The organism is Sporosarcina ureae (assembly GCF_002101375.1).
GTDB lineage: Bacteria > Bacillota > Bacilli > Bacillales_A > Planococcaceae > Sporosarcina > Sporosarcina ureae_B.
In genome coordinates this window covers 595,008-620,640 of record NZ_CP015207.1, presented here as the reverse complement: position 1 = coordinate 620,640, position 25,633 = coordinate 595,008, and the positions used below count along the sequence as shown (strand labels likewise).

Below are 25,633 nucleotides of genomic sequence, written 5' to 3'. Positions count from 1 at the left end.
AGCTGCTTTCCTGGTAATTCGGAAAGCAGTTTTTTTATGTTGTGCTGTCTTTCATTTGATATACTGAATGGAATCCGAATAGGGGAGGAAAATAGTTGATTACGTATTTACTTGTATTTCTTGCGGGTGCAGCTCCGGGATTTGAAGTATTGGTGGCGGTTCCTTTGGGAATTCTACGGGGGATGTCTCCGCCAACTGCTATAGTGGTTGGTTTTGCAGGAAACGCTTTAACTATAGTACTTGAAATTATAGTTTTTCAGAAATTGAAAAACTGGTGGGAAAGCAAAAAGAAAACCGATGTAAAAACTCCGTCAAAGCGTACAGAGCGTGCGGAGAAAATTTGGAAACGCTTTGGTGTTCCAGGTCTAGCATTGCTCGGGCCAGTTCTGATTGGCTCCCATCTGGCAGCATTCCTAGCACTAGCACTAGGTTCATCTAAATCACAGACAGCCTTTTGGTTGCTGTTAGGCCTTGCTATTTGGTCGATCGTCTTCGGCACACTAACCGTTTTGGGTGTAGATGCCTTCTTTTGGACTCGTCAAAAAATAGGATAAGCGATATACTGCTGAATCGTGTAGACAGAATAGTTTGATAATGTGTATACTATATTCAGAAAGTAAAGATAGTACGTATTCATAGAGTGGTTTATTTGCGCATAGAGTACATCCTGAGAATCATTCCATCTGCGCGTAGATTTCATTGAAATGAATAGGACATGCTTTGGAATATGCACGACGGATTGATAATTTCACTTCTAAACGAAAGAGGAGCGGATGGATATGATGCAAACACCACTGATTCTATCTACATTTATTACACGCGCAGAGCGATTTTTTCCAAACAAGATGGTTATTTCACGAACAGGAGAACAGCGTATACAGCGTTTTACGTATCGTGAATGGGCAAAGAGAACACGTAAACTATCGAATGCACTGACTCAGTTAGGAATGAAGCATGGAACGAAAGTTGGGACGTTCGCTTGGAATCATCACCGTCATCTAGAAGCGTATTTTGCGGTGCCTTGTACGGGTGCAATCCTGCATATGATCAACATCCGACTATCACCTGAACATATTATATATATTATCAATCACGCAGAAGATGAAATCTTGCTAGTAGACGCAGAATTTTTCCCTCATCTTGAGAAAATGGCACCCATGTTGAAAACGGTAAAACATTTTGTGGTCATGGGGGACAGTAAAGAAATCCCTGAGACTACACTAGAAAATGTGCATTCCTATGAAGCACTGTTAGAAAGTGCCTCAGATGAGTACGACTATCCACAAGATTTGGATGAAAATACACCAGCTGGTCTTTGCTACACATCAGCCACGACAGGACTACCAAAAGGAGTTATTTATACGCACCGAGGATTGGTTCTACAATGTTACGCACTTGGATTATCGGATGCAATGGGAGTGTGTGAACGAGATATTGCCATGTCCGTCGTACCGATGTTTCACGTCAACGCATGGGGAATTCCGTTCGCAAGTGTTTTCTACGGCACGACACAAGTCTTGCCGGGACCAGGATTTAATCCGACGGTACTCCTTGATCTAATTGAAAGTGAAAAAGTAACCCTTACTGCAGGGGTACCGACGATTTGGCTCGCTGTACTGAAAGAATTGGAACAAAATCCACGTGATATCTCTTCACTGCGTGCTATTGTGTGTGGTGGCTCTGCTTCACCAAAAGGCTTAATTCGTACTTATGAAGAGAAATACAAAGTTCCATTCATTGTCGGCTATGGCATGACGGAAACTTCCCCACTTGTCAGTTTATCTGTATTAACTTCTTCCATGGATAATTTGACAGTAGATGAGAGAATCGATATGCGTGCGTTGCAAGGCTTGGTCATGCCGGGACTTGATATTCGTGTAGTCAATGAAGAAGGGGAAGTACCGTGGGACGGCCAGACGATGGGTGAGTTGACTGTCAGAGGCCCATGGATTGCAAGTGAATATTATAAAGATGAGCGTACAGAAGAAGCGTTTAAAGATGGTTGGCTTTATACAGGAGATATAGCGGTTATGACAGAGGATGGCTATTTGAAGTTGATGGATCGTACGAAGGACCTGATCAAGAGTGGCGGCGAATGGATTTCTTCTGTAGATTTGGAAAATACATTGATGTCACATGACGATGTGTACGAGGCAGCGGTAATTGCGGTTCCGCACGAGAAGTGGATGGAGCGCCCGGTGGCTTGTGTAGTGTTGAATGAGAATGTGGCGGAGAGTGACGCGAAAGTGCAAGAGTTGAAAGATTCACTAAAGGGGCAGTTTGCGAGTTGGTGGATTCCGGATGAGATTTTGTTTGTCAAGGAGATTCCTAAGACGTCTGTTGGGAAGTTTTTGAAGGCGGCTTTGCGTGATCAGTTGAAAGAGCGCTATACGAAGAAGTAAAAGACACGCGGGTGCACCGTTTCCCTGCGTTCCAGGCGGACGCGTTGGGGAGGGCCCGCGGTTAGCCAACTAGGTCGCAAGTTCAAAGATGTGCTCCTAACGCTTCGCTTTTACTCGCAAAAGCCGTCCTTCGTTACGGCTCTTGCTCCCTTTAGTTGTCTAACCTGTCGGGATGATCCTCCCCGAGTCGCCGCCTTACACTTCGGTCCACTAGCGTTTTTTCTGAAAAATGCGATGATAAGAAAATATAGTTCAAAAGATAAACCCTTCACACTTTAATCAATGTGAAGGGTTTATCTTTTCTTTACTGGTCTTTTATTGTGCTTGGGCGAATGCTTGTGATAGTTCGTTAGTGATTTCTACTTTTTCTGTTTCGTCTGCCCGTTTCCATAGTTGCTCGAAAAACACACCCAATCCAGGTAATAGGTGTTCTTCGCCTCGTTGAATGGCATCGTCGATAACACCTCGTACGTCAGTGGAGCTATTGTTTGTCATGTTTGCTGAGATCGCATCGCGTATTTGGAAATTCATGTTCTTCAGCCTCCTTTATTCTCATCTTTTCCACAAAAGTCGCTAAATATACGTCGATTTGATACACTAAAAAGAAAAAAAGGATGTTCAGCCTCTTGAATAAACGAATTGAATCAACTCAAAACTCATTAGTGAAACATTGGAAGAAATTAGTTACGACTAGAAAGGAACGCGATCAAACAAAAGAGTTCCTTGTGGAAGGTTTTCATCTTGTCGAAGAAGCCATTAAACAGCCCGATTTGGTTATTCAATTACTTGTACGCGAAGATATTGAAATTCCGGCACATTGGACAGCGCCAATTATTGAATTGACAGCTGCAGTCGCTAAGGAAATTTCCGAAACAGAGCAGACACAAGGTGTTTTTGCCTATTGTCGACAACCCCACTACGCAGAAACAGATCAGTATCAGTGGAAGCGAGTGTTGTTAATTGATGCTGTACAGGATCCAGGAAATATGGGTACGATGATTCGTACTGCAGACGCAACAGGTCTGGATGCGGTAATCTTAGGTAAAGGATGTGCAGATCCATTCAATCCGAAAACGGTTCGCTCCGCGCAAGGTTCTCATTTCCATATTCCTGTAGTACGTGAAGAGTTGTCCGTTTGGATAGATCGTTTGAAAAACCAACAAGTACCGATCATTGGCACCGGTTTGCAGCAAGCTGTTACCCTTAATGAATTGCAAGCACACACTTCATTTGCCTTACTTGTAGGAAATGAAGGCAGCGGTGTCGATAGCGAATTACTATCCCAGGCCGATCAGGTAGTGAAAATTCCGTTGTACGGTCAGGCTGAATCACTGAATGTGGCAGTTGCTACAGGAGTTTTGTTGTATACACTTCGTCAGCAATGACATCTCTATTGAAGGCGTAATCGATTTACGGTATACTAGAAGGCGAATCAAAGAAAATAGCAATGACCGGGAAAAGTAAATGGTGAGACACGTTTACCAGGGATTCCACACCTTGACTGAAAGTGTGGAAAACGATGCTCCATTGAAGTTCACCCCGCGAGCTGCGCGCTTGGACCAAACATGTAAAGGCGTGCCGGCATAGGACCGTTATTCCAATTCAAGTGATTTTGCATCGTTGTTTTTTGATGCAAACTAATCAGGGTGGTACCGCGAAATCGACCTCGTCCCTTTTATAGGGGCGAGTTTTTTGTTTTCCGGAAAGTTTCGTTAAATCCCCCCACGGAAATAGAGAGAGGAGCAAGTACACATGAAAGAACAGTTGCATGAACTGAAAGAACAGGTAATGCTGAAAATTAAAGAATCTACTACTGTCAAAGAATTGAACGATGTGCGCGTAGCGTACCTCGGAAAAAAAGGTCCGATTACCGATCTGTTAAAAGGAATGGGTAAACTACCTGCTGAAGAACGTCCCAAGATGGGGGCGCTCGTCAACGAAATCCGTGAAAGTGTAACGGGAATTCTTGAAGAACGAAAAGAAACACTTGAACAGCAAGCGATCCAAGAACAATTGGAAAATGAATCGATTGATGTGACATTGCCAGGCCGTCCAATAGAACTTGGCAATCATCATCCGATAACACGAGTAGTAGAGGAAATTGAAGACTTTTTCATTAGTATGGGCTACGAGATCGCAGAAGGTCCCGAAGTAGAAAAGGATTATTACAACTTTGAAGCGTTGAACTTGCCAAAAGGTCATCCGGCACGTGATATGCAAGATTCCTTCTATATTACAGAAGACATTTTATTGCGCACACACACTTCTCCTGTCCAAGCGCGTACGATGGAAGCGAAAGATGGGGCTGAAATCAAAATCATTTGTCCGGGTAAAGTATGCCGCCGAGATTCAGATGATGCGACGCACTCTCATCAATTCACACAGATTGAAGGACTTGTTGTGGGCGAAAACATCCGCATGAGTGACTTGAAAGGCACACTGGATTTATTGGCAAAGAAATTATTCGGTGCTGAGCGTGAAATCCGTTTGCGTCCAAGCTTCTTCCCATTCACTGAGCCTTCAGTTGAAATGGATATTTCTTGTTTTAAGTGTGGCGGAACAGGTTGTAACGTTTGTAAGAAAACAGGCTGGATCGAAATTTTAGGAGCGGGTATGGTTCATCCAAACGTTTTAGAAATGGCCGGCTATAACCCAGAAGAAGTTACAGGATTTGCATTCGGTATGGGAGCGGAAAGAATTGCGATGTTAAAATACGGAGTGGAAGATATTCGTCAATTCTATACAAATGACATTCGGTTTATATCACAATTTTACCGGTCAGAGGCATAAGGAGGAATATGGATGTTAGTATCAACAAATTGGTTAAGTAATTACGTAGATTGGAACGAACTGTCCATAGAAGAACTGGCAGAAAAAATCACTCGTTCTGGAATAGAAGTAGACGGCATCATCGATCGCTCTTTCGGTATGGATCATATTGTCATTGGACACGTGAGTAGTTGTGTAAAGCATCCTGAGGCGGATAAATTACATATTTGTCAAGTCGATGTAGGTGGAGAGATTTCACAAATTATTTGTGGAGCTTCAAATATCGCAGAAGGACAAAATGTTATTGTCGCACGACCAGGAGCTGTCTTGCCTGGTGGAATGAAAATCAAGAAAGCGAAACTTCGTGGTGAAGAGTCTAACGGTATGATCTGTTCACTACAAGAACTCGGTATAGAAGGAAAGTTGGTTCCTAAAGCGTACGCAGAAGGAATCTATGTGTTACCGAATGATGTCCGTGCTGGAGATAGCGCATTGACGCATCTTGGATTGTACGATCGTATTTTGGAATTGGATTTAACGCCAAATCGTTCTGATGCATTAAGTATGCTTGGCTTTGCGTACGAAGTAGGGGCGATTTTATCGAAAGATATTAAATTGCCAGAAATTACGTATTCAGAATCTGCTGAGAAAGCTCAAGACGTTTTGAAAATTTCTGTAGAAGCAGCAGAAGACAATCCCATGTATGTGGCAAAAGTAGTGAAGAACGTCAAAGTTGCAGAATCACCTCAGTGGTTGCAAAACACGTTGATGTCTGCGGGTATCCGACCGCATAATAACGTAGTGGATATCACGAACTACGTATTGATGGAATATGGTCAGCCTCTTCACGCATTTGACTATGATCGTCTTGAAACAAAAGAGATTGTCGTGCGTCATGCTCATGAAGGCGAAAAAATCGTAACACTTGACCAAGTAGAGCGCACATTGAATGATCAGCAACTAGTCATAACGAATGGCAAAGAACCAGTTGCACTTGCGGGTGTAATGGGCGGCGCTAATTCAGAAGTGTATGAAGGTACGACAACAGTTGTCATCGAGTCCGCGTATTTTGCACCAAGTTCTGTTCGTCAAACTTCTAAAGAAGTCGGCTTACGCAGTGATGCAAGCACACGCTTTGAAAAAGGTGTGGATCCGAATCGTGTAGCAGAAGCAGCAGAGCGAGCGGCACAATTGATGGCTGACCTTGCAGGTGGAGAAGTTCTTGAAGGATCTGTTACGTTCGACGAACTCGACAAAACATCCGAGAAAATTATTCTTTCACCGGACTATGTAAATAATCGTCTAGGTATGAAGATAGCTATGGATGAAATGAAAACGATTATGGATCGTTTACAAATCCCGACAGAATTAATCAATGGGCAACTCGTAATGGATATTCCGACACGACGTCAAGATTTGAAAATCAAAGAAGACATGATTGAAGAAATCGCGCGTCTCTATGGTTACGACGAAATTCCAAAAACATTACCCATCGTAGAAAGTACACCAGGCGGTTTGACTCCTTATCAGGCGAAGCGTCGTATTGTCCGCAGATACCTTGAAGCGGCAGGTCTATCGCAAGCTTTGACGTATTCATTGGCTTCACCGAAAGATGCGCAAGCTTTCGCGCTAGAGACAGCTCCTGTAACGAAATTGCTTATGCCGATGAGTGAAGAGCGCAGCGTTCTACGTCAAAGCATCATTCCACACCTTCTCGATGCGACAACGTATAACGTGGCTCGTCGAAATGAATCGATTGCACTTTATGAAACAGGATCTGTTTTCCTTGGTTTAGAAGAAGATGGTTTGCCGAAAGAAGTCGAACACGTTGCAGCCGTATTGACTGGCAAATGGGTTCATCATGCATGGCAAGGTGAAACGAAAAAAGTCGACTTCTTCGTCATGAAGGGAATTGTGGAGGGATTGTTTGAGCAGTTAGGTTTGCTAGAACGACTACAATTCACAAAAGCGACAGTAGATCAAATGCACCCAGGTCGTACAGCGACAGTATGGTTGGACGATCAGTCAGTGGGGATCATCGGTCAAGTACACCCAACCATTCAAAAACAGCGTGACTTACAGGACACATATGTCATGGAAATGAACTTGCAGGCTATTATGCAAACTGCAACGGAAGAGCTTTTGTATGAAGCTGTTCCGCGCTACCCTTCCATCTCTCGTGATATTGCCTTAGTAGTGGACCGAGACACATCTGCAGCAAACTTGGAGAAAATTATCCAGCAAGCAGGCGGCAAATTACTGAAAAAAATTCAGTTGTTTGATTTGTACGAAGGGAAGAACGTAGAAGAAGGAACAAAATCCGTTGCGTTCTCTCTGACATACTTCGATCCTGAGCGTACGTTAACGGATGAAGACGTAGTACAGGCGCATAGTAAAGTATTGGACGCGTTAACTGTACAAGCGAACGCACAACTCCGATCATAATAAATAAGCAGGCTATCTATCAGTTTTCTGACAGGTAGCCTGCTTTATTTAATTGCAGTCCTATTATTTTTTATAAGCGAGTTTCAATGCTTTTTGTGTATTGGCGAAATGTACTTTTGTGATGGTGTGTAGAAATGGCTCTCCTTTTTTACGGATGATTTGACAAGCTATTTGATCCACTTTAGGTCCAGCACCTTTTGGTAATGTCACACCAGCTTGACTGCTTAATTGATCCATTGCTTCAAGGAATGCAACCCGTGCCAGAATAGAAGCAGTGGCTACCGATACGTGGAGATTTTCTGCTTTTGTCGAAAACAGCACTTTGTCTCGGATAATACTAGATTCATCCTTTAGATAATTATAATAGACACGTCGATCCGCAAACTGGTCAATGAGAATGTGTTCCGGTAAGACAGGACTCATTTTATCCAGTACTTCCTGAAGCGCTTGATTATGAAGAATAGCCTTGATCTTACCTTGCGACCATCCTCTGCTCTGAATCTCATTATATTTCATGTTATCAAGCGTCAGCACAGAGTATGTTACAACTCGTTTCAGATCCTCTGCGATTTGCTGCATATACGCATCTGTAAGTTGTTTGGAATCCTTTACTCCTAGTTCCTTTACCAATTCAATCTGGTCACTACTGACAAAACAGGCGGCTACTGTGATAGGACCGAAGAAATCCCCAGTCCCTGTCTCATCAGAGCCGAGAACGGATAGCGATGCGAAATTTGCAGGTAATGTGTCACCTTTTGCTCCAGATGGTGTCACTTTCGTTACAGTTCCTAGAGTTCCCCAACGTGCAGCCTCTCTGTCTGCACCTGCACCTTGAAACAACACTTTACCAGACCGGTAAGCAGTAATAGACGTATCCGCAATCTTAGCTGCGAAAATGACACCTGGTGCATTACGAGTGACTTTATTTGTTTCATAGAAGCGAAGTACTTCCAGCATTTCTTTTTCAGACAGGACAATGACCTGATTACTCATTTATTTACCCACTCCTTGAAATGATCTATTTCTCAGTATACCTGAAACAAGAGTTTCTAATGAAAGAAAATGTCTGAAATTCGAACCTCATGTCAATATGAGGCATAATTGATTCACAAGTAATTGATTTTCATGGTATGATTATGAGAGGGTTTTTAGGGGAGGGCATAAAAATGGCGGACACTAAAAGGGCAAGAGTGACAGTTGAAATCTACGGACAAACATATACAGTTGTTGGTACGGAACCATCTTCACATGTGCGTTATGTGGCCTCGCTCGTTGATGAAAAAATGCGCGAAATTAGTAAGCATAATCGACATCTCGACAGCAAAAGGATTGCTGTTCTGACGGCGGTAAATAATGTGCATGAATTTCTAAAATTACAAGAGAGAGTAAAAGAATTAGAAGATGAAGTGAAAAAACTGAAGGGTTGAGGAGCGAAACATGATAGATTTACTCATTATTTTACTGCTTGTAGGCGGCTTGATTGCGGGTTTTAGACGCGGATTCATCGTACAGCTCATCCATATGTTAGGATTGATTGTATCGGTAATCGTGGCGTATAAGTTCTACAAGCCATTTGCAGAAAAATTAATATTATGGATACCATATCCGGGGGCAACTGCAGTTGATACACTTAGCTGGACGTTCGAAAACTTGGATATGGATATGACGTTTTATCGTTTGATCGCATTTATTTTAATTTTTATCGGAATGAAGCTGATTTTGCAATTCGTTGGTTCTATGTTGGATTTTATCAAGCATATTCCGATTCTTGGTTTCGGCGCACGTCTAATTGGGGCTGGACTGGGCTTTATTGAATTCTACGTCATCATCTTTTTCTTATTATCTTTACTTGCGATGCTTCCTGCTGAAGTCATTCAAAACTCATTAAGTCATTCATTGCTGGCAAAAGCAATATTCGAACATACACCAATTATTTCCTCGGCAATAAGAAATTGGTGGTTCGTTTATCTAGGCTAACGCTTGTAAATAATGTACTGTACATATGAACCAAAAGCTTCCCGAACGCGTGGAAGCTTTTTTAAAAGAGTGGGGAGGACACTAACTTGAATAAAAAGACGATCATTCGTACATTTGAAAAAATTGCATTATATATGGAGTTACTAGGAGAAAACCATTTTAAGGTAGCTGCGTTCAGGAAAGCCGCTTCGATTCTGGAATTGGACACAAGAAGTCTCGCTGAGATGGATGATATCTTGTCGTTGAAGGGAATTGGTAAAGGAACCGGTGCGGTCATTACGGATTTAATGGAAAAAGGAACTTCAGATGTCTTGATGGAGCTTGAAGAGAAGGTTCCAAAAGGTTTGATTCCTCTCTTGAATATACCTGGATTAGGCGGAAAGAAAATAGCCAAATTACGGGAAGCGTTGAACATCGATTCGATTGAATCACTTCAAGCAGCTTGTGAAAGACAAGAGGTAAGCAAAATTCCGGGATTCGGTAAAAAGACAGAAGAAAACTTATTGCGTGAAATGGAAATACTCGCAAATCGTTCGGGCAAGACACCGATTTGGCAAGTGGCGAAAATCGTGGATATCGTTCAGGCTGAACTACAGTTGATTGATGAAATTCAGAAGTTTCAAGTAGCGGGCAGTTATCGTAGGCGCGAAGAAGAAAGTTCGGATGTGGACTGGATTCTCGTAACGAACAAACCGCAAATTGTTCGTGAAAAAATCTTAGCGGCGTTACCAATCGAAAAAGTGATCGCAGCAGGCGATGCTAAACTATCGATTTCGCTTGATACAGAACACCCAATCGATGCAGATTTTCGTTTTGTCACTGAAGACCAATTCGCGACAGCACTTCATCACTTTACTGGCTCTGCCGCGCATAATATACGGATGCGCCAGTTGGCTAAAAACCGTAAACAGAAAATTAGTGAATACGGTGTAGAAGATGAATCAGGCCAAGTACAGACATTTTCTAGTGAAAAAGAATTCTTTGCTCATTTTGATTTGCCATTTATTCCACCAAGTATCCGCAAGGACGGTACGGAACTCGATCGGGCAAGTGAGATTTCTAAACTTGTCACGCCTGAACTGATTCGTTCCGATCTTCATATGCATACTACTTGGTCAGATGGCGGGCATTCTATAGAAGAGATGGTGGAAGCTTGTCGTGCAAAAGGCTATTCACATCTGGTCATCACCGATCATTCGCAGTATTTAAAAGTGGCAAATGGTTTAACACCTGAGCGTCTATTACAGCAAATTGAAGAAATACGTGAAGTGAACGCGAAGTATGATGACATTGAAGTATTCTGCGGAACCGAGATGGATATTCTACCGGATGGAAAATTAGATTTTGAAGATGAGATTCTAGAGCAACTTGACTTCGTCATTGCATCCATTCACTCTAGTTTCAATCAACCACAGGAGCAGATTATGGAGCGCCTACATGCTGCATGTAAAAATCCACACGTGCACATGATTGCCCACCCGACAGGCCGTATTATTGGTCAACGTGAAGGATATAATCCAGACATCGAGCAACTCATCAAATGGGCGAGCGAATACGGCAAAATACTTGAAGTGAACGCAAGTCCATATCGTTTGGATTTGCGCACAGAACATGTAATCCAAGCTATGAAAGCTGGTGTCAATATTGCGATCAATACAGATGCGCACGCGACAGAACAACTTGATATTATGCCGATTGGCGTAGAATATGCACAAAAAGCTTGGCTTCCTGCTGAGCAGGTAATCAACACATGGCCACTTGAAACATTTATTGAGAAAGTGATCCGTAAATGAAAGGGAGTGTAAGACATTGGAAAAGCGTGTCTTAAAAACACTTGAATTTGATAAAATCATTCAACAAGTAGCGGCACAATGTACGTCCATTGTGGGCCGTGCACATATAGAGCAATTAGTACCTTCAAAAAGTCTGGAAGATGTCAATCGGTTACTTGAGGAAACAGATGAAGGTTTGGCGCTTCTACGAATCCGTGGGAATGTCCCGATGGGTGGAATCCATGATATACGATCCCATGCGAAACGAGCGCAAATTGGTGGAATGTTAAGCGCAATGGAACTAGTGGAAATTGCAGATACTATCCGTGCCAGCAGAATTCTTCGTCAGTTTTTAGAAGCTGTTGCAACTGAAGGCGAGATTTCTATTCCTCATTTAATCGCCCGTAAAGAAGCGATGCCGGTCTTGACAGCAATCGAACATGAAATTAATGCAGCAATCGATGATAATGGTCGAGTGATGGACAGTGCATCATCCGCGTTACGTTCGATTCGTCAGAGCTTACGTATCCAAGAAAGCCGTGTGCGTGAACGTCTTGAAAGTTATACTAAAGGGAAGAACGCATCGAAAATGCTTTCTGACGCAATCGTAACGATGCGTAATGATCGTTATTGTATTCCCGTTAAAGCGGAATATCGTTCTCACTATGGCGGTGTTATTCACGATATGTCTTCATCTGGCCAAACATTGTTCATCGAACCGGATGCAGTCGTTCAGGCAAATAACGAGATTCGTGAACTGAAAGTTAAAGAGCAGGAAGAAATCGAAAAGATTTTGCTTGCCTTGTCTGCAAGTGTTCAAGAAATTGCTCATGAGTTATTCACATTAGTACAGCTATTGGCAGAAGTTGATGTCATTTTAGCGAAAGCGAAATACGGTACTGCCAATAAATGTACTAAACCAGCCGTTAACGCGGATGGCTATATGCGTCTCTCTAAAGCGCGTCACCCACTCCTACCTATTAATGAAGCGGTAGCGAATACGATTGAATTTGGTACAGACGTTACGACGATTGTGATCACTGGTCCAAATACAGGTGGGAAGACCGTTACGCTAAAAACAGTGGGACTTTGCACGTTGATGGCACAATCAGGTCTGCCTATTCCAGTACTTGACGGTTCTGAAATTGCTGTCTTTGATTCGATTTATGCAGATATCGGGGATGAGCAATCGATTGAACAGAGCTTGAGTACATTTTCTTCCCATATGGTCAACATCGTGAATATATTGAAGAAGTTCGATGATCGCTCTCTATTATTATTCGATGAATTAGGCTCAGGGACGGATCCTCAAGAAGGTGCTGCTCTTGCCATATCCATTCTGGATGAAGTGCATGGTACTGGCGCACGTGTAATGGCAACGACTCATTATCCAGAATTAAAAGCGTATAGCTTTAACCGGGCGGGTGTGACCAATGCGAGTGTTGAATTCGACATTGATACGTTGAGTCCTACCTATCGTTTACTGATCGGTGTACCGGGACGAAGTAATGCGTTTGAAATTTCTAAACGATTAGGTTTACAAAGTCATGTAATAGATCGTGCAAAGAGTTTCACCGGAGAAAATCGTGGAGAAGTAGATTCTATGATCGCTTCTCTTGAAACGAGCCGTGTACAATCCGAAAAAGATGCTGAACGAACACATGACGTACTTTTGGAAACAGAGAAGCTGAAAAAAGAATTACACGATAAACTCCAAGAATTCGAAGAGCAAAAAGACCGTTTAACAGAAGCAGCCAAAGAGAAAGCAAAAAAAATCGTGGATCAGGCAAAGACAGAATCCGAAGCGGTTATTTCAGACTTACGTGCTTTACGAATGAATGCCGGAGCTAGTGTCAAAGAGCATGAGCTAATAGAAGCCCGAAAGCGTTTGGAAGGCGCGGCACCTGAAGAAAAGAAAAAGAAAACCATTAAAGCACAAGCGGGACCTCGTCCATTACAAATAGGGGACGAAGTAAAAGTACTCGCATACGGACAAAAGGGAACTCTTGTTGAGAAGGTTTCAGATAAAGAATGGATCGTTCAAATTGGTATTTTGAAGATGAAATTACAAGAGTCTGGACTGCAATATACGAAGCCTGAGAAAGAAAAGAAACATGTCACAGTCTCAGCAGTAAAAGGTCGTTCTGAGCATGTGAAAATGGAGCTCGATTTACGTGGTGAACGATATGAAGATGCTCTTGTACGTACTGAGAAGTATATTGATGACGCGTTATTGTCCAACTACCATCAAGTGAATATTATTCACGGTAAAGGAACGGGGGCACTTCGACAAGGTGTTCAACAATACTTGAAAAAACATTCACGCGTGAAATCCTATCGCTTTGGTGAAGCAAGCGAAGGCGGAAGTGGCGTTACTGTAGTAGAATTAAAATAAATGAAACCTTTCAGCTGCTTGGATCGTATGACAAGCAAGAGAACATAAAGAAGGTGTAGCGTTATGAATCATACGGGATTTTGGAGTCATCCATTGGTTGAGACGGCCGGGTATTTCAGTGTCGTTACACTGTGCTTGATCGTGTCGATGGTGCTATTTGAAATTGTAACAAAATATAAAAACTGGGAAGAGATTCGTAAAGGAAACTTGTCAGTGGCGATGGCGACAGGCGGAAAGATATTTGGTGTCGCAAATATTTTCCGCTATTCAATCGAGCAGCACAACAGCTTGCCGCAGATGATGGGCTGGGGCTTATTCGGTTTCGTGCTTCTTGTCTTTGCCTACTTGCTGTTCGAATTCCTGACGCCGAAGTTTAAAGTGGACGAGGAGATTCAAGCGGACAACCGCTCCGTCGGCTTCATCTCACTCTGCATTTCGGTAGGTCTGTCATTCGTCATCGGCGCCAGTATTTCATAGGAGACCGCATATTATGGAAAGATTAATTAAGATATTATTAGTAGTCTGTGTACTCTTCGTCCTTGTCGGAGTATACTGGCTTGTCACCAACACACCTTGACCTCGGTCTTGGTGTGTTTTTTACATTTAAAACGTAAAAAATCAAAACTAAACGGAGGATTGTTTAGTGTTTACGAGGGGATTGAAGCACAAATTGCCTCCCCGCTTCGCATGGCCAGCTTCTCAAACTCTTAAAAATGTATAATAGTCATTACACTCACATAGACTAAGAGGCATTTATACAGATAAATAAAGCGCTTTCATATTTATCTTGTAAACTAATTAGTTTATCGATATACTAATGAACAAGGAATATTCAAACTACTATATTAGTGTAAAGGAGTTGTAAAGATGACAAAGAAACCTTGGCTTGCTGCATATCCAAAAGAAATCCCGACTACTTTAGCTTATGAAAATATTCCATTGCAAGACTATCTAACGAGGTCGGGCAAAAAATATTCAAACAACACAGCGATGCATTTTATGGGGAAAGACATCACGTTCAAAGAATTTCACGAGTCCGCCTTAAAATTTGCGACCTATTTACAAAAGTTAGGGATCGTAAAAGGTGATCGCGTTGCCATTATGCTACCGAACTGTCCGCAAAGCGCTATCGCTTACTTTGGAATTCTCTATGCAGGTGCAATTGTGGTTCAGACAAATCCATTATATACAGAGCGCGAATTGCACTACCAACTTTCTGATTCGGGTGCAAAAGTGATTATATCACTTGATATTTTGTTCCCCCGTGTCACGAAAGCCATGGACGGAACTGCGCTTGAAAATATTATTATTACGGGGATCAAAGATTATCTCCCATTCCCAAAAAATCTAGTCTATCCATTCATTCAGAAAAAAGAACATAAGTTGATGGTGAAAGTGGAGCATCGTGGTATGCATCATGTATATACAGAAATAATGAAAACGACAAAACCCGATCCAATTCATGTAGCTTATGAAAATGGTGATATTGCATTATTGCAATATACCGGAGGAACTACAGGACCGCCAAAAGGTGTAGAACTGACACATTCCAATTTAATTAGCAATACTGAAATGTGCAGTGCATGGTTATACAAAACGGCTGATGGCGAAGAAACGATTATGGGCATTCTACCGTTTTTCCATGTTTATGGTATGACGACAGTTTTAATTTTTGCTGTAATGAAAGGTCATAAAATGGTCTTGATACCTAAATTTGATTTCAAGACGGCATTGAAAGATATTGATAAACAAAAACCTACATTATTCCCGGGAGCACCAACGATCTATATTGGGCTATTGAATCATCCTGATTTGGAAAAATATGATCTATCTTCTATTAAAGCTTGTATTAGTGGATCTGCTGCATTACCAATTGAAGTGAAAGAAAAGTTTGAAGCGGTAACCGGTGGAAAGCTTGTAGAAGGATATGGCTTAACTGAGACATCTCCAGTCGCTATGGCTAACTTTGTGTGGGATGGATTGGAAAAGCGTGGCTCTATTGGAGTTCCATGGCCTGATACAGATGGATGTGTACTTGGCCCAAGTTCATCAGAACCGTTGCCGGTAGGAGAAATTGGGGAGATTGCGATAAAAGGACCTCAAGTAATGAAAGGTTATTGGAATAGACCTGATGACACACAGGAATCATTCCGTGAAGGATGGTTTTTGACAGGAGATCTAGGGTATATGGATGAGGACGGCTACTTCTATGTTGTCGATCGTAAAAAAGATATGATTATTGCAAGCGGGTTCAATGTCTATCCACGTGAGATCGAAGAAGTCCTGTATGAGCACCCAGCTATTCAAGAATGTATCGTAGCAGGTGTACCGGATCCATATCGTGGTGAAACAGTTAAAGCGTATATTGTCTTAAAAGAAGGATATTCCGTAACAGAAAAAGAATTAGATACGTATTGCAGAAAACAACTTGCTGCATTTAAAGTTCCAAAGCATTATGACTTCCGAGAAGATCTTCCTAAAACGGCGGTAGGTAAAATACTGCGCAGAACATTAGTGGAAGAAGAACGAAAGAAATTAACGGAAGTTCAAAATTCATTAAAAAGTTCGTAATTAAATGCTTGACTATAACCCAAAAGAATATTAACATGAAGATATGAATGAATCATCATTCATATTTTCTTTTTGGTGGTGAATCATTAATGAAGCGAACAAAACCTAAATATAGACAAATTGTAGATGCTGCAGTGATTGTTATTGCAGAGAATGGGTACCACCAAGCACAAGTCTCGAAAATAGCTAAAGAAGCTGGAGTCGCGGATGGAACCATTTATTTGTACTTTAAAAATAAAGAAGACATTCTAATATCCGTATTCAGAGACAAATTGGCGATTTTTGTAGAAAATATTAAAGAAATATTAAAAAAAGATCTTCCGATCGCAGAAAAATTGCAATTGGTTGTAGAAAACCATTTTAGAATACTAGAAGAAGATCATCATTTAGCGATCGTCACACAATTGGAACTCAGACAGTCAAATAAAGATCTGCGACTTCAAATCAATAATGTGTTGAAAGAATATACGGTTTTGTTGGATATTTTGCTGGAAGAAGGGGTAGAGAAAGGAGAGTTGTCTCCTGAGCTTGACCTTAGACTAGCGAGGCAGATGCTATTTGGCACTATGGACGAGACGATTACCTCTTGGGTGATGAACGAACAGAAGTTTAATTTGGTCAACTTAGCACCTAAAGTTACCGATATGCTATTGCATGGCTATGAACAAAAGTAAGCATTGTATTAGAGGAGAGATAGTAGATGACATTGATTAACTTGGAGAAAGACGGTCATGTCGCATTAGCGAAAATTGACCATCCGCCAGCGAATGCACTATCTTCAAAATTGATTGAGGAAGTGGATCAGTTGTTAACCAGCCTAGAGCATGACGATGAAGTTCGCGTTGTTGTTCTATATGGTGAAGGTCGATTCTTCTCAGCGGGTGCGGACATCAAAGAATTCACAACGGTGGACACAGGAGCAGCGTTCTCGAAGCTTTCTAGTAAAGGACAAGAAGTTTTCGAGCGTTTAGAAAACTTCCCTAAAACTGTAATCGCTTCCATTCATGGAGCGGCACTTGGAGGTGGTTTAGAGCTTGCTATGGCTTGCCACATTCGTTTAGTTACGAAGAGTGCGAAATTAGGCTTGCCTGAATTGCAATTAGGTCTTATTCCTGGGTTTGCAGGTACGCAACGTTTGCCGCGTTTGGTTGGTGTAGCGAAGGCAGCAGAAATCATGTTGACGAGTGATCCAATCTCAGGTGAAGATGCAGTACAATGGGGACTTGCCAATCATGCATATGCAGATGAAGAACTATCGGCTGAAACATTAAAGATGGCAAAGAAAATTGCTCAAAAGAGTCCGATTGCCGTGAAACATGCATTGCGTATGCTTTCCTACTCAAAAGATCAGTCCTTCTATGAAGGTGTCGAAGAAGAAGCCAAGTCATTTGGAGAAGTGTTCGTATCCGAAGATGCTAAGGAAGGTATTCAAGCATTTATTGAAAAGCGTCAACCTACATTTACTGGGAAGTAATTATCAAAAAGGGAGGTTCTATTAATGAACATTTATGCATTAGTAAAAAGAACATTTGATACGGAAGAAAAGATTTCAATCTCAAACGGTGCCATTGCTGAAGATGGCGCAGAATTCATCATCAATCCATACGATGAGTACGCAGTGGAAGAAGCTATTAAACTACGTGACGAACACGGTGGGGAAGTAACTGTATTATCAATCGGTAACGAAGATTCCGAGAAACAATTGCGAACAGCATTGGCAATGGGTGCAGATAAAGCGGTACTCATCAATATTGAAGACGACATTGATGAGATAGACGAACACACTTCCGCAAGAGTCATTGCAGATTACCTAAAAGATAAAGATGCTGATCTAATTTTGGCAGGTAACGTAGCAATCGATGGCGGTTCAGGACAAGTGGGACCCCGTGTTGCAGAATTACTAGGCATTAACTATGTTACGACAATTACAGAATTAACGATCGACGGAACGAACGCAACGGTTGTGCGGGACGTAGAAGGGGATTCAGAAACGATTGAAACATCCCTACCGCTTCTGGTGACAGCACAACAAGGACTGAACGAACCACGCTATCCATCTTTGCCTGGTATTATGAAAGCGAAGAAAAAGCCACTTGAAGACCTAGAGTTCGATGATTTGGACCTAGAGGAAGATGACGTGGAAGCGAAGACGGAAACGAAGGAAGTCTTCTTACCACCCGAGAAAGCAGCAGGGCGTGTACTTGAAGGAGAGCCAGCAGATCAAGCAGCTGAACTTATAAAATTATTGCGTAACGAAGCGAAAGTAATTTAATTCATATAGAGAACCGTAATTAGGAGGGACTACATTATGTCAAAGAAAATGTTGGTTTTAGGTGAAGCACGTGATGGAGAACTACGCAACGTATCATTTGAAACAATTGCAGCAGCTAAGAATATTTCAGACGGCGGAGAAGTTGTCGCTGTTCTTATAGGGGATCAAGTTCAGTCACTTGGCGAAGAAATGATTCATTATGGAGCGGATCGTGTAGTAGCGGTTGAGCACCCGCATTTGAAGCACTACACACCAGACGGTTTTGGTCAGGCATTCCTAGCAGTTTACGAAGATGAATCTCCTGATGGTGTGGTATTTGGACACACAGCAATGGGTAAAGATCTATCACCGAAAATTGCAAGTAAACTTGGAACGGGATTAATTTCAGATGTTACAAAAATCGAAGGAGAAGGCGACGACGCAGAGTTCATCCGCCCGATCTATTCTGGTAAAGCATTTGAAAAAGTGGAAATCAAAGAAGGTTTGCAATTTATCACCATCCGTCCGAACAACATCGAGCCATTAGCACATGATGCAAGCCGCTCAGGTGACGTAACAGCGAAAACTGTCGAAATTACGAATCTTCGTTCTGTTATCAAAGACGTAGTACGTAAATCAACTGAAGGCGTGGATCTATCTGAAGCGAAAGTAATCGTAGCGGGCGGCCGTGGCGTCAAAGGACCTGAAGGATTTGAGCCTTTAAAAGAATTAGCAAATCTTCTAGGTGGTGCAGTCGGTGCTTCGCGTGGAGCGTGTGATGCAGATTACTGCGACTATTCACTACAAATTGGTCAAACGGGTAAAGTAGTAACACCAGATTTGTATATTGCAGCTGGAATTTCTGGGGCGATCCAGCACGTAGCAGGTATGTCCAACTCGAAAGTCATCGTGGCAATTAACAAAGATCCAGAAGCGAACATCTTTAAAATTGCAGACTACGGTATCGTAGGTGACATCTTCGAAATCATTCCAATCATGATCGAAGAAATTAAAAAGATCAAAGTAAGCTAATAAAGTGATACAGGCATTTTTTTAGCTCCTTCTATACCTCCATGATATAATACGAATATAGTTAAAGACTAAGGAGGAAATTAGAATGGCGATTATCAATGCAACCGATTCGAACTTTGCTGAAAATGTAAAAGAAGGCGTAGTACTAGTAGACTTTTGGGCACCTTGGTGTGGACCATGTAAAATGATCGCTCCTGTACTTGAAGAACTTTCAGGAGAACTTGAAGGAAAAGCGAACATTGTAAAAGTAAACGTGGATGATAACCAAGAAACTGCTAGCCAGTTTGGTATCATGTCGATCCCAACACTTCTTCTGTTTAAAGACGGAGAAGTAGCTGAGAAAGTAGTAGGCTTCCAACCGAAAGAAGCACTTGCACAACTAATCGAAAAACACGCATAAATACAAGAGACCGGGCCGCAGAGCAGCCCGGTCTTTTAGTAGGTGAAAATAATGAATGAAATCATTGAACATAAACTTTCGATCCTCCCCGAATTGCCGGGTTGTTATTTGATGAAGGATCGTCAAGGTACTGTCATTTATGTAGGGAAAGCAAAAGTGTTAAAAAACCGTGTGCGTAGCTATTTCACGGGTTCCCATGATGGCAAGACACAGCGATTGGTCGGAGAAATAGAGGATTTTGAATATATAGTTACCAATTCTGAAATTGAGGCATTAATTTTGGAATTGAACATGATAAAGAAGTACGATCCAAAGTACAACATCATGCTAAAAGATGACAAAACATATCCTTACTTGAAAATCACTAACGAACGTCATCCGAAGTTAATTATCACGCGTAAAGTCAATAAGAAGTCAGGCAAGTATTTTGGACCTTATCCAAATGCTACGGCCGCGCATGAAACAAAAAAATTACTGGATCGCTTATATCCATACCGCAAATGTCAAAGTATTCCTACACGCGCGTGTTTGTATTATCATATCGGTCAATGTCTTGCACCTTGTATTAAAGAGGTACCTGCCGATGCTTATACTGAAATGATTGCAGACATTACACGATTCCTAAATGGCGGCTATAAAGAAGTCAAAAAGGAACTTCAGCAAAAAATGAATACAGCAGCGGAAGAATTAGAATTTGAACGTGCGAAAGAATATCGCGATCAAATTACTAACATTGAAACCGTTATGGAAAAGCAGAATATGAATGCGAATGATTTTACAGATCGTGATATTTTTGGCTATGCAGTGGATAAAGGCTGGATGTGTGTGCAAGTATTCTTCGTCAGACAAGGTAAGATGATAGAACGGGATGTCTCTATTTTTCCGGCCTATCAAGATCCGCAAGATGAATTACTAACATATCTCGGCCGTTTCTATGGAGAAGCCCAACATTTATTGCCGAAAGAAGTACTTCTACCGGAAACTGTTGATGTTACATTAGCAGATCAATTACTCGATACGAATGTGTTGATCCCACAACGTGGAAAGAAAAAAGAACTTGTCAAACTCGCTGCCAAGAATGCATCCATTGCATTGAATGCTAAATTCCAAATAATTGAACGCCAAGAAGAACGTACAATTGGTGCATGTGAAGAGCTTGGAGAAGCGATGAATATCAGTACGCCTCTTCGCATCGAAGCTTTCGATAACTCGCATACACATGGCGTGGAACCGGTATCCGCGATGATATCATTTGTAGATGGAAGACCAAATAGAAAAGATTACAGGAAATATAAAACTAAAACTGCTGCAGCGCATGATGATTATGGTGCGATGCGTGAAGTGGTTAGACGACGCTATACACGTGTCTTAAAAGATCAGTTGCCTTTACCTGATTTAATTGTCATTGATGGTGGGAAAGGACAGATGGAAATCGCTCGGGAAGTGTTGGAAGATGAACTGGGTCTTTCCATTCCAATAGCTGGACTAGCAAAAGATGATAAACATAATACAGCGCAGTTGTTGTACGGTCATCCGCCGGAGGTTGTTCCGTTAAAGAAAACGAGTGAAGCTTTTTACTTGTTACAACGCGTCCAAGATGAAGTCCATCGATTTGCTATTACGTTCCATAGACAGCGGCGGGGGGCATCTTCACTGACTTCTTCACTCGATGGAATTGAAGGAGTTGGACCAAAACGTAAACCGCAATTACTGAAACATTTTAAAACAGTGAAAGCCATACGCGAAGCAACATCTGAACAATTAAAAGAAGCAGGGATGCCACAGAAAGTAGCTGAAGAGCTATTCGCTCATTTCCAGCAACCTGAGAAGTCTGAAAAGCCCTTGATTGAATAAAAATCAAGGGGCTTTCATTAGTGTTTAGTGATCAGATTATTGATAGAGGTTTGAGTTTCGGTATACTTTATTTGAATAATCAGTTATTTTTTTCAAAGACTTATATTTTGTAAATAAATGCGTTATGTAATGCGAACAAAACAAATGATAATCTTTCTAACCCTTATTCGTATGGGCTTCAAACTATGTCAAGTGTTGTCAGATCATAGGAGAAAGTGAAGTGTTATTCGACGTTTTTGGAAAAATCATAATCTACTATGAAAAGTTCACAGCGTCTTGACCTGTCCAATACAGAGGAGTACAATATACATGTTATCATATTGTACCACGAAGAGAGATACTGGCGAATGCGAACTAGATAGAGAACCGCATCACTACAGTATAATCTCAGAAATAAGGGAGGGTAAAAGACTTGTCGAAAGAAACAGATTTTTTCTTACGCCGTCTACATTCGTTGCTTGGTGTAATTCCAGTTGGACTTTTTGTTGCCCAACACTTAGTAATTAACCATTTTGCAACGCGCGGTGAGGAAGCATTCAACACAGCATCTAATTTTATGGGGAACTTGCCGTTTGTACTTTTCTTGGAATGGTTTATTATTTACATTCCACTCATGTTCCACGCTTTTTACGGAGTGTACATAGCTTTCTCAGCGAAATACAATGTGGGCCATTACAGTACTTTCCGTAACTGGATGTTCACACTCCAACGTTTTACGGGTGTATTCCTCGTCATCTTCATTGCATGGCACGTATACGAAACTCGTATTCAAAAAGCGCTTGGAACTGAAGTAGACTTCAACATGATGGTCGATATTTTATCGAATCCACTTATGCTTGTATTCTATATCGTAGGTGTTGTATCTGCTACTTTCCATTTAGCAAACGGATTATGGTCTTTCTGTGTTACTTGGGGAATTGCACAATCACCAAGATCACAAAAAATCGTATCTTACATCACAATCGTTATATTCTTAATACTTTCTGTAATTGGAATTCAAGCACTTCTAGCTTTTGTGTAAATAACTAATAACTAATGAAATTACGTATAATTGAGGAGTGACACAATAATGGCAAAAGGCAGATTGATTGTCGTCGGTGGAGGACTAGCTGGACTAATGGCTACCATCAAATCAGCAGAAGCTGGTGTACCGGTTGACTTGTTCTCGCTAGTACCAGTAAAACGTTCCCACTCCGTATGTGCCCAAGGCGGCATTAACGGTGCTGTAAATACGAAAGGTGAAGGCGATTCCGTCGACATTCACTTTGATGATACAGTTTACGGTGGAGACTTCCTAGCGAATCAAAAACCAGTACAAGCAATGACGGCAGCAGCTCCTGGAATCATCCACTTATTGGACCGTATGGGTGTTATGTTTAACCGCACGCCAGAAGGTCTTTTGGATTTCCGTCGTTTCGGTGGTACACTTCACCACCGTACAGCATATGCAGGTGCAACAACTGGACAACAGTTACTTTATGCTCTTGACGAACAAGTGCGTTCTCACGAGGTAGCAGGATTAGTTCAAAAATATGAGCACTGGGAATTCCTTGGAATCATTAAAGATGAAGAGGGTACGTGCCGTGGGATCAAAGCCCAAAACATGAAGACAATGGAAATCCAAGCATTCAAAGCGGATGCTGTCATCATGGCAACAGGCGGCCCTGGTATTATCTTTGGTAAGTCTACAAACTCTGTGATCAACACAGGTTCTGCAGCTTCTATCGTATACCAGCAAGGTGCAAAATATGCAAACGGCGAATTCATCCAAATTCACCCAACAGCGATTCCTGGAGATGACAAGCTTCGTCTAATGAGTGAATCTGCACGCGGTGAAGGTGGACGAGTTTGGACATATAAAGATGGGAAGCCCTGGTACTTCTTGGAAGAAAAATATCCGGACTATGGTAACTTAGTTCCACGGGATATCGCAACACGTGAAATTTTTGACGTATGTGTAAACCAAAAACTAGGTATCAACGGTGAAAACATGGTGTACTTGGATCTATCCCACAAGGATCCTAAAGAACTAGACATTAAACTTGGTGGAATCATCGAGATTTATGAAAAGTTCACAGGAGACGATCCGCGTAAATTGCCGATGAAAATCTTCCCGGCTGTTCACTACTCAATGGGTGGACTATGGGTTGACGATCACCAGCAGACAAGCATTCCCGGCCTATTCGCAGCAGGCGAATGTGATTACTCACAGCACGGTGCAAACCGTCTAGGTGCTAACTCGTTACTATCTGCTATCTATGGTGGAATGGTCGCAGGACCAAACGCTATCGATTACATGAAGCATCTGAAGCGTACAGCTGATGAACTTCCTGGCACAATCTTCGAAGATGCAGTGAAAGAAGAGCAACAGAAATGGGAAGACACTCTTAAGATGGACGGTACAGAGAATGCGTACGTTCTTCACAGAGAGCTTGGCGAGTGGATGACAGACAACGTAACGGTTGTTCGTTTCAATGATAAATTGAAGCAGACAGACGAGAAAATTGTCGAGTTACTTGAGCGTTATGAAAACATTAATATTACGGATACACAGCAATGGTCTAACCAAGGAGCTATGTTCACACGTCAGTTGAAAAACATGCTATATCTAGCACGTGTAATCACTTTAGGTGCATTGAATCGTGATGAGAGTCGTGGCGCGCACTATAAGCCAGACTTCCCGAATCGTGACGATGAGAACTTCTTGAAAACAACAATTGCGGAATTTGATGGAGTCTCTGCACCAATTATTTCATATGAAGATGTAGATACATCTATCATTCCTCCACGTATCCGCGATTACTCAGCGAAGAAAGGAGATTGACAAAAGTGAGCGAACAACAAACAGCAACTGCTACAAAAACTGTCGTGTTTGACATTCATCGTCAAGATACTGCCACTTCAAGCCCTTATGTTGAAAGATTTGAAGTTCCATATCGTCCGAATATGAACGTAATTTCGGCTTTAATGGAAATCAGACGTAACCCAGTAAATGCTAAAGGTGAAAAAACGACTCCTATTAACTGGGATATGAACTGTTTGGAAGAAGTATGTGGTGCATGTTCAATGGTTATTAATGGTCGCCCTCGTCAGTCATGTACTGCGCTGGTTGATCAGTTAACACAACCTATAAAACTTGAGCCTATGCGTACATTCCCAGTCGTTCGTGACTTGGTTGTTGACCGTGAATTCATGTTCGATTCGTTAAAGCGTATCAAAGCATGGGTTCCGATCGATGGTACGTATGATCTTGGTGAAGGTCCTCGTATGCCTGAACGTAAGCGTCAATGGGCATATGAATTGTCTAAATGTATGACTTGCGGAGTATGTCTGGAAGCTTGTCCGAACGTCAACGACAAGACGAACTTCATGGGTCCTGCATTAATGTCACAAGTACGCCTTTTCAACGCACATCCGACAGGCGCAATGAACAAAGATGAGCGTTTGGCTACTGTTATGGGAGACGGAGGAATCACTGAGTGCGGTAACTCACAAAACTGTGTAGTTGCTTGTCCTAAAGGAATTCCATTGACGACTTCTATCGGTGCAATTGGTAGAGCGACAACGATCCAAATGTTCAAGAACTTCTTCGGAAGTGACCATCAAGTAGATTAATTTCTACAAACCAAACTGTCCAAGAAGTCTATGACTTCTGGACAGTTTTTTGGCGTTTACAGCTTGTCGACTATATGAGTTAGCTTGTGATTGTTCTTTTTAGAAAGAATTCTTCACGAGGTCTTCAACTCTTTAGTAATCATCAGTGTA

The 25,633-nt window shown here is 41.8% G+C and carries 22 protein-coding genes and 1 other annotated feature; of the genes, 20 read left to right on the top strand and 2 right to left on the bottom strand.

The window, feature by feature from the left end; translation table 11 throughout:
- The first annotated feature begins 95 nt into the window (after positions 1-95).
- Entirely contained in the window at positions 96-554 is a 459-nt protein-coding gene (locus SporoP8_RS03010; protein ID WP_085131160.1) for a small multi-drug export protein, read from the top strand.
- Positions 555-779: 225 nt separating this feature from the next.
- Positions 780-2,402 (top strand): long-chain fatty acid--CoA ligase, encoded by a 1,623-nt coding sequence (locus SporoP8_RS03005; protein WP_085133537.1) that lies wholly within the window; start codon positions 780-782, stop codon positions 2,400-2,402.
- A gap of 315 nt (positions 2,403-2,717) precedes the next feature.
- Here SporoP8_RS03005 and sspI read toward each other — a convergent pair whose 3' ends face one another.
- Complete coding sequence (sspI, locus tag SporoP8_RS03000) at positions 2,718-2,933, bottom strand: small acid-soluble spore protein SspI (RefSeq protein ID WP_085131159.1); 216 nt, start codon at positions 2,931-2,933, stop codon at positions 2,718-2,720.
- Between the two features lie 83 nt (positions 2,934-3,016).
- Here sspI and SporoP8_RS02995 point away from each other — a divergent pair, with 83 nt between their 5' ends.
- The 3 genes from SporoP8_RS02995 (at position 3,017) to pheT (ending at position 7,616) form a co-directional block, all read left to right on the top strand.
- On the top strand, positions 3,017-3,787 hold the full coding sequence (locus tag SporoP8_RS02995) for a TrmH family RNA methyltransferase (protein ID WP_085131158.1): 771 nt from the start codon (positions 3,017-3,019) through the stop codon (positions 3,785-3,787).
- 53 nt (positions 3,788-3,840) lie between these two features.
- Positions 3,841-4,079, top strand: a binding site (T-box leader).
- 75 nt (positions 4,080-4,154) lie between these two features.
- Complete coding sequence (pheS, locus tag SporoP8_RS02990; RefSeq protein WP_085131157.1) at positions 4,155-5,192, top strand: phenylalanine--tRNA ligase subunit alpha; 1,038 nt, start codon at positions 4,155-4,157, stop codon at positions 5,190-5,192.
- Positions 5,193-5,204: 12 nt separating this feature from the next.
- The gene (gene pheT, locus SporoP8_RS02985; RefSeq protein WP_085131156.1) at positions 5,205-7,616 is read left to right on the top strand and encodes a phenylalanine--tRNA ligase subunit beta; all 2,412 of its coding nucleotides are present in this window, start codon (positions 5,205-5,207) and stop codon (positions 7,614-7,616) included.
- A 63-nt stretch (positions 7,617-7,679) separates the two neighbouring features.
- On the opposite strand, the gene rnhC is transcribed toward pheT, so the two are convergent.
- A complete protein-coding gene (rnhC, locus tag SporoP8_RS02980) occupies positions 7,680-8,609 on the bottom strand; it encodes a ribonuclease HIII (RefSeq protein WP_085131155.1) in 930 nt (309 codons plus the stop codon).
- 173 nt (positions 8,610-8,782) lie between these two features.
- Here rnhC and zapA point away from each other — a divergent pair, with 173 nt between their 5' ends.
- The 15 genes from zapA (at position 8,783) to sdhB (ending at position 25,483) form a co-directional block, all read left to right on the top strand.
- Positions 8,783-9,043, top strand: a complete 261-nt coding sequence (gene zapA / locus SporoP8_RS02975; RefSeq protein WP_085131154.1) for a cell division protein ZapA — start codon at positions 8,783-8,785, stop codon at positions 9,041-9,043.
- A 10-nt stretch (positions 9,044-9,053) separates the two neighbouring features.
- Positions 9,054-9,593: a CvpA family protein gene (locus tag SporoP8_RS02970; RefSeq protein ID WP_085131153.1), complete on the top strand. Its 540-nt coding sequence runs from the start codon at positions 9,054-9,056 to the stop codon at positions 9,591-9,593.
- Positions 9,594-9,679: 86 nt separating this feature from the next.
- Complete coding sequence (gene polX / locus SporoP8_RS02965) at positions 9,680-11,386, top strand: DNA polymerase/3'-5' exonuclease PolX (RefSeq protein ID WP_085131152.1); 1,707 nt, start codon at positions 9,680-9,682, stop codon at positions 11,384-11,386.
- A gap of 16 nt (positions 11,387-11,402) precedes the next feature.
- Positions 11,403-13,760, top strand: a complete 2,358-nt coding sequence (locus SporoP8_RS02960) for an endonuclease MutS2 (RefSeq protein WP_085131151.1) — start codon at positions 11,403-11,405, stop codon at positions 13,758-13,760.
- Between the two features lie 63 nt (positions 13,761-13,823).
- Positions 13,824-14,237 carry a DUF350 domain-containing protein gene (locus tag SporoP8_RS02955; RefSeq protein WP_029052954.1) on the top strand — a complete coding sequence of 138 codons (414 nt, stop codon included), beginning with the start codon at positions 13,824-13,826 and terminating at the stop codon, positions 14,235-14,237.
- A gap of 390 nt (positions 14,238-14,627) precedes the next feature.
- The gene (locus SporoP8_RS02950; RefSeq protein WP_085131150.1) at positions 14,628-16,331 is read left to right on the top strand and encodes an AMP-binding protein; all 1,704 of its coding nucleotides are present in this window, start codon (positions 14,628-14,630) and stop codon (positions 16,329-16,331) included.
- Between the two features lie 89 nt (positions 16,332-16,420).
- Positions 16,421-17,005: a fatty acid metabolism transcriptional regulator FadR gene (locus SporoP8_RS02945; RefSeq protein ID WP_085131149.1), complete on the top strand. Its 585-nt coding sequence runs from the start codon at positions 16,421-16,423 to the stop codon at positions 17,003-17,005.
- Positions 17,006-17,031: 26 nt separating this feature from the next.
- Positions 17,032-17,805, top strand: a complete 774-nt coding sequence (locus tag SporoP8_RS02940) for an enoyl-CoA hydratase (protein WP_085131148.1) — start codon at positions 17,032-17,034, stop codon at positions 17,803-17,805.
- A gap of 24 nt (positions 17,806-17,829) precedes the next feature.
- A complete protein-coding gene (locus SporoP8_RS02935) occupies positions 17,830-18,603 on the top strand; it encodes an electron transfer flavoprotein subunit beta/FixA family protein (RefSeq protein WP_085131147.1) in 774 nt (257 codons plus the stop codon).
- Positions 18,604-18,639: 36 nt separating this feature from the next.
- Positions 18,640-19,614: an electron transfer flavoprotein subunit alpha/FixB family protein gene (locus SporoP8_RS02930; RefSeq protein ID WP_085131146.1), complete on the top strand. Its 975-nt coding sequence runs from the start codon at positions 18,640-18,642 to the stop codon at positions 19,612-19,614.
- A gap of 85 nt (positions 19,615-19,699) precedes the next feature.
- Positions 19,700-20,014 carry a thioredoxin gene (gene trxA, locus SporoP8_RS02925; RefSeq protein WP_085131145.1) on the top strand — a complete coding sequence of 105 codons (315 nt, stop codon included), beginning with the start codon at positions 19,700-19,702 and terminating at the stop codon, positions 20,012-20,014.
- 51 nt (positions 20,015-20,065) lie between these two features.
- Complete coding sequence (gene uvrC, locus SporoP8_RS02920) at positions 20,066-21,868, top strand: excinuclease ABC subunit UvrC (RefSeq protein WP_085131144.1); 1,803 nt, start codon at positions 20,066-20,068, stop codon at positions 21,866-21,868.
- Positions 21,869-22,280: 412 nt separating this feature from the next.
- A complete protein-coding gene (locus SporoP8_RS02915; RefSeq protein WP_085131143.1) occupies positions 22,281-22,889 on the top strand; it encodes a succinate dehydrogenase cytochrome b558 subunit in 609 nt (202 codons plus the stop codon).
- A gap of 48 nt (positions 22,890-22,937) precedes the next feature.
- Positions 22,938-24,692, top strand: coding sequence for a succinate dehydrogenase flavoprotein subunit (sdhA, locus tag SporoP8_RS02910; RefSeq protein ID WP_085131142.1), 1,755 nt, complete (start codon positions 22,938-22,940; stop codon positions 24,690-24,692).
- Positions 24,689-25,483 carry a succinate dehydrogenase iron-sulfur subunit gene (sdhB, locus tag SporoP8_RS02905; RefSeq protein ID WP_198166058.1) on the top strand — a complete coding sequence of 265 codons (795 nt, stop codon included), beginning with the start codon at positions 24,689-24,691 and terminating at the stop codon, positions 25,481-25,483. The genes sdhA and sdhB overlap by 4 nt, the downstream gene beginning before the upstream one ends.
- The last annotated feature ends 150 nt before the right edge of the window (positions 25,484-25,633 follow it).

What these genes read in the sequence shown, in the direction of transcription:
- SporoP8_RS03005 (WP_085133537.1), top strand. Translation starts at nt 780, where the DNA reads ATGATGCAAACACCACTGATTCTATCTACATTTATTACACGCGCAGAG.
- sspI (WP_085131159.1), bottom strand. Translation starts at nt 2,933, where the DNA reads ATGAATTTCCAAATACGCGATGCGATCTCAGCAAACATGACAAACAAT.
- SporoP8_RS02995 (WP_085131158.1), top strand. Translation starts at nt 3,017, where the DNA reads ATGTTCAGCCTCTTGAATAAACGAATTGAATCAACTCAAAACTCATTA.
- pheS (WP_085131157.1), top strand. Translation starts at nt 4,155, where the DNA reads ATGAAAGAACAGTTGCATGAACTGAAAGAACAGGTAATGCTGAAAATT.
- pheT (WP_085131156.1), top strand. Translation starts at nt 5,205, where the DNA reads ATGTTAGTATCAACAAATTGGTTAAGTAATTACGTAGATTGGAACGAA.
- rnhC (WP_085131155.1), bottom strand. Translation starts at nt 8,609, where the DNA reads ATGAGTAATCAGGTCATTGTCCTGTCTGAAAAAGAAATGCTGGAAGTA.
- zapA (WP_085131154.1), top strand. Translation starts at nt 8,783, where the DNA reads ATGGCGGACACTAAAAGGGCAAGAGTGACAGTTGAAATCTACGGACAA.
- SporoP8_RS02970 (WP_085131153.1), top strand. Translation starts at nt 9,054, where the DNA reads ATGATAGATTTACTCATTATTTTACTGCTTGTAGGCGGCTTGATTGCG.
- SporoP8_RS02955 (WP_029052954.1), top strand. Translation starts at nt 13,824, where the DNA reads ATGAATCATACGGGATTTTGGAGTCATCCATTGGTTGAGACGGCCGGG.
- SporoP8_RS02950 (WP_085131150.1), top strand. Translation starts at nt 14,628, where the DNA reads ATGACAAAGAAACCTTGGCTTGCTGCATATCCAAAAGAAATCCCGACT.
- SporoP8_RS02945 (WP_085131149.1), top strand. Translation starts at nt 16,421, where the DNA reads ATGAAGCGAACAAAACCTAAATATAGACAAATTGTAGATGCTGCAGTG.
- SporoP8_RS02940 (WP_085131148.1), top strand. Translation starts at nt 17,032, where the DNA reads ATGACATTGATTAACTTGGAGAAAGACGGTCATGTCGCATTAGCGAAA.
- SporoP8_RS02935 (WP_085131147.1), top strand. Translation starts at nt 17,830, where the DNA reads ATGAACATTTATGCATTAGTAAAAAGAACATTTGATACGGAAGAAAAG.
- SporoP8_RS02930 (WP_085131146.1), top strand. Translation starts at nt 18,640, where the DNA reads ATGTCAAAGAAAATGTTGGTTTTAGGTGAAGCACGTGATGGAGAACTA.
- trxA (WP_085131145.1), top strand. Translation starts at nt 19,700, where the DNA reads ATGGCGATTATCAATGCAACCGATTCGAACTTTGCTGAAAATGTAAAA.
- uvrC (WP_085131144.1), top strand. Translation starts at nt 20,066, where the DNA reads ATGAATGAAATCATTGAACATAAACTTTCGATCCTCCCCGAATTGCCG.
- sdhA (WP_085131142.1), top strand. Translation starts at nt 22,938, where the DNA reads ATGGCAAAAGGCAGATTGATTGTCGTCGGTGGAGGACTAGCTGGACTA.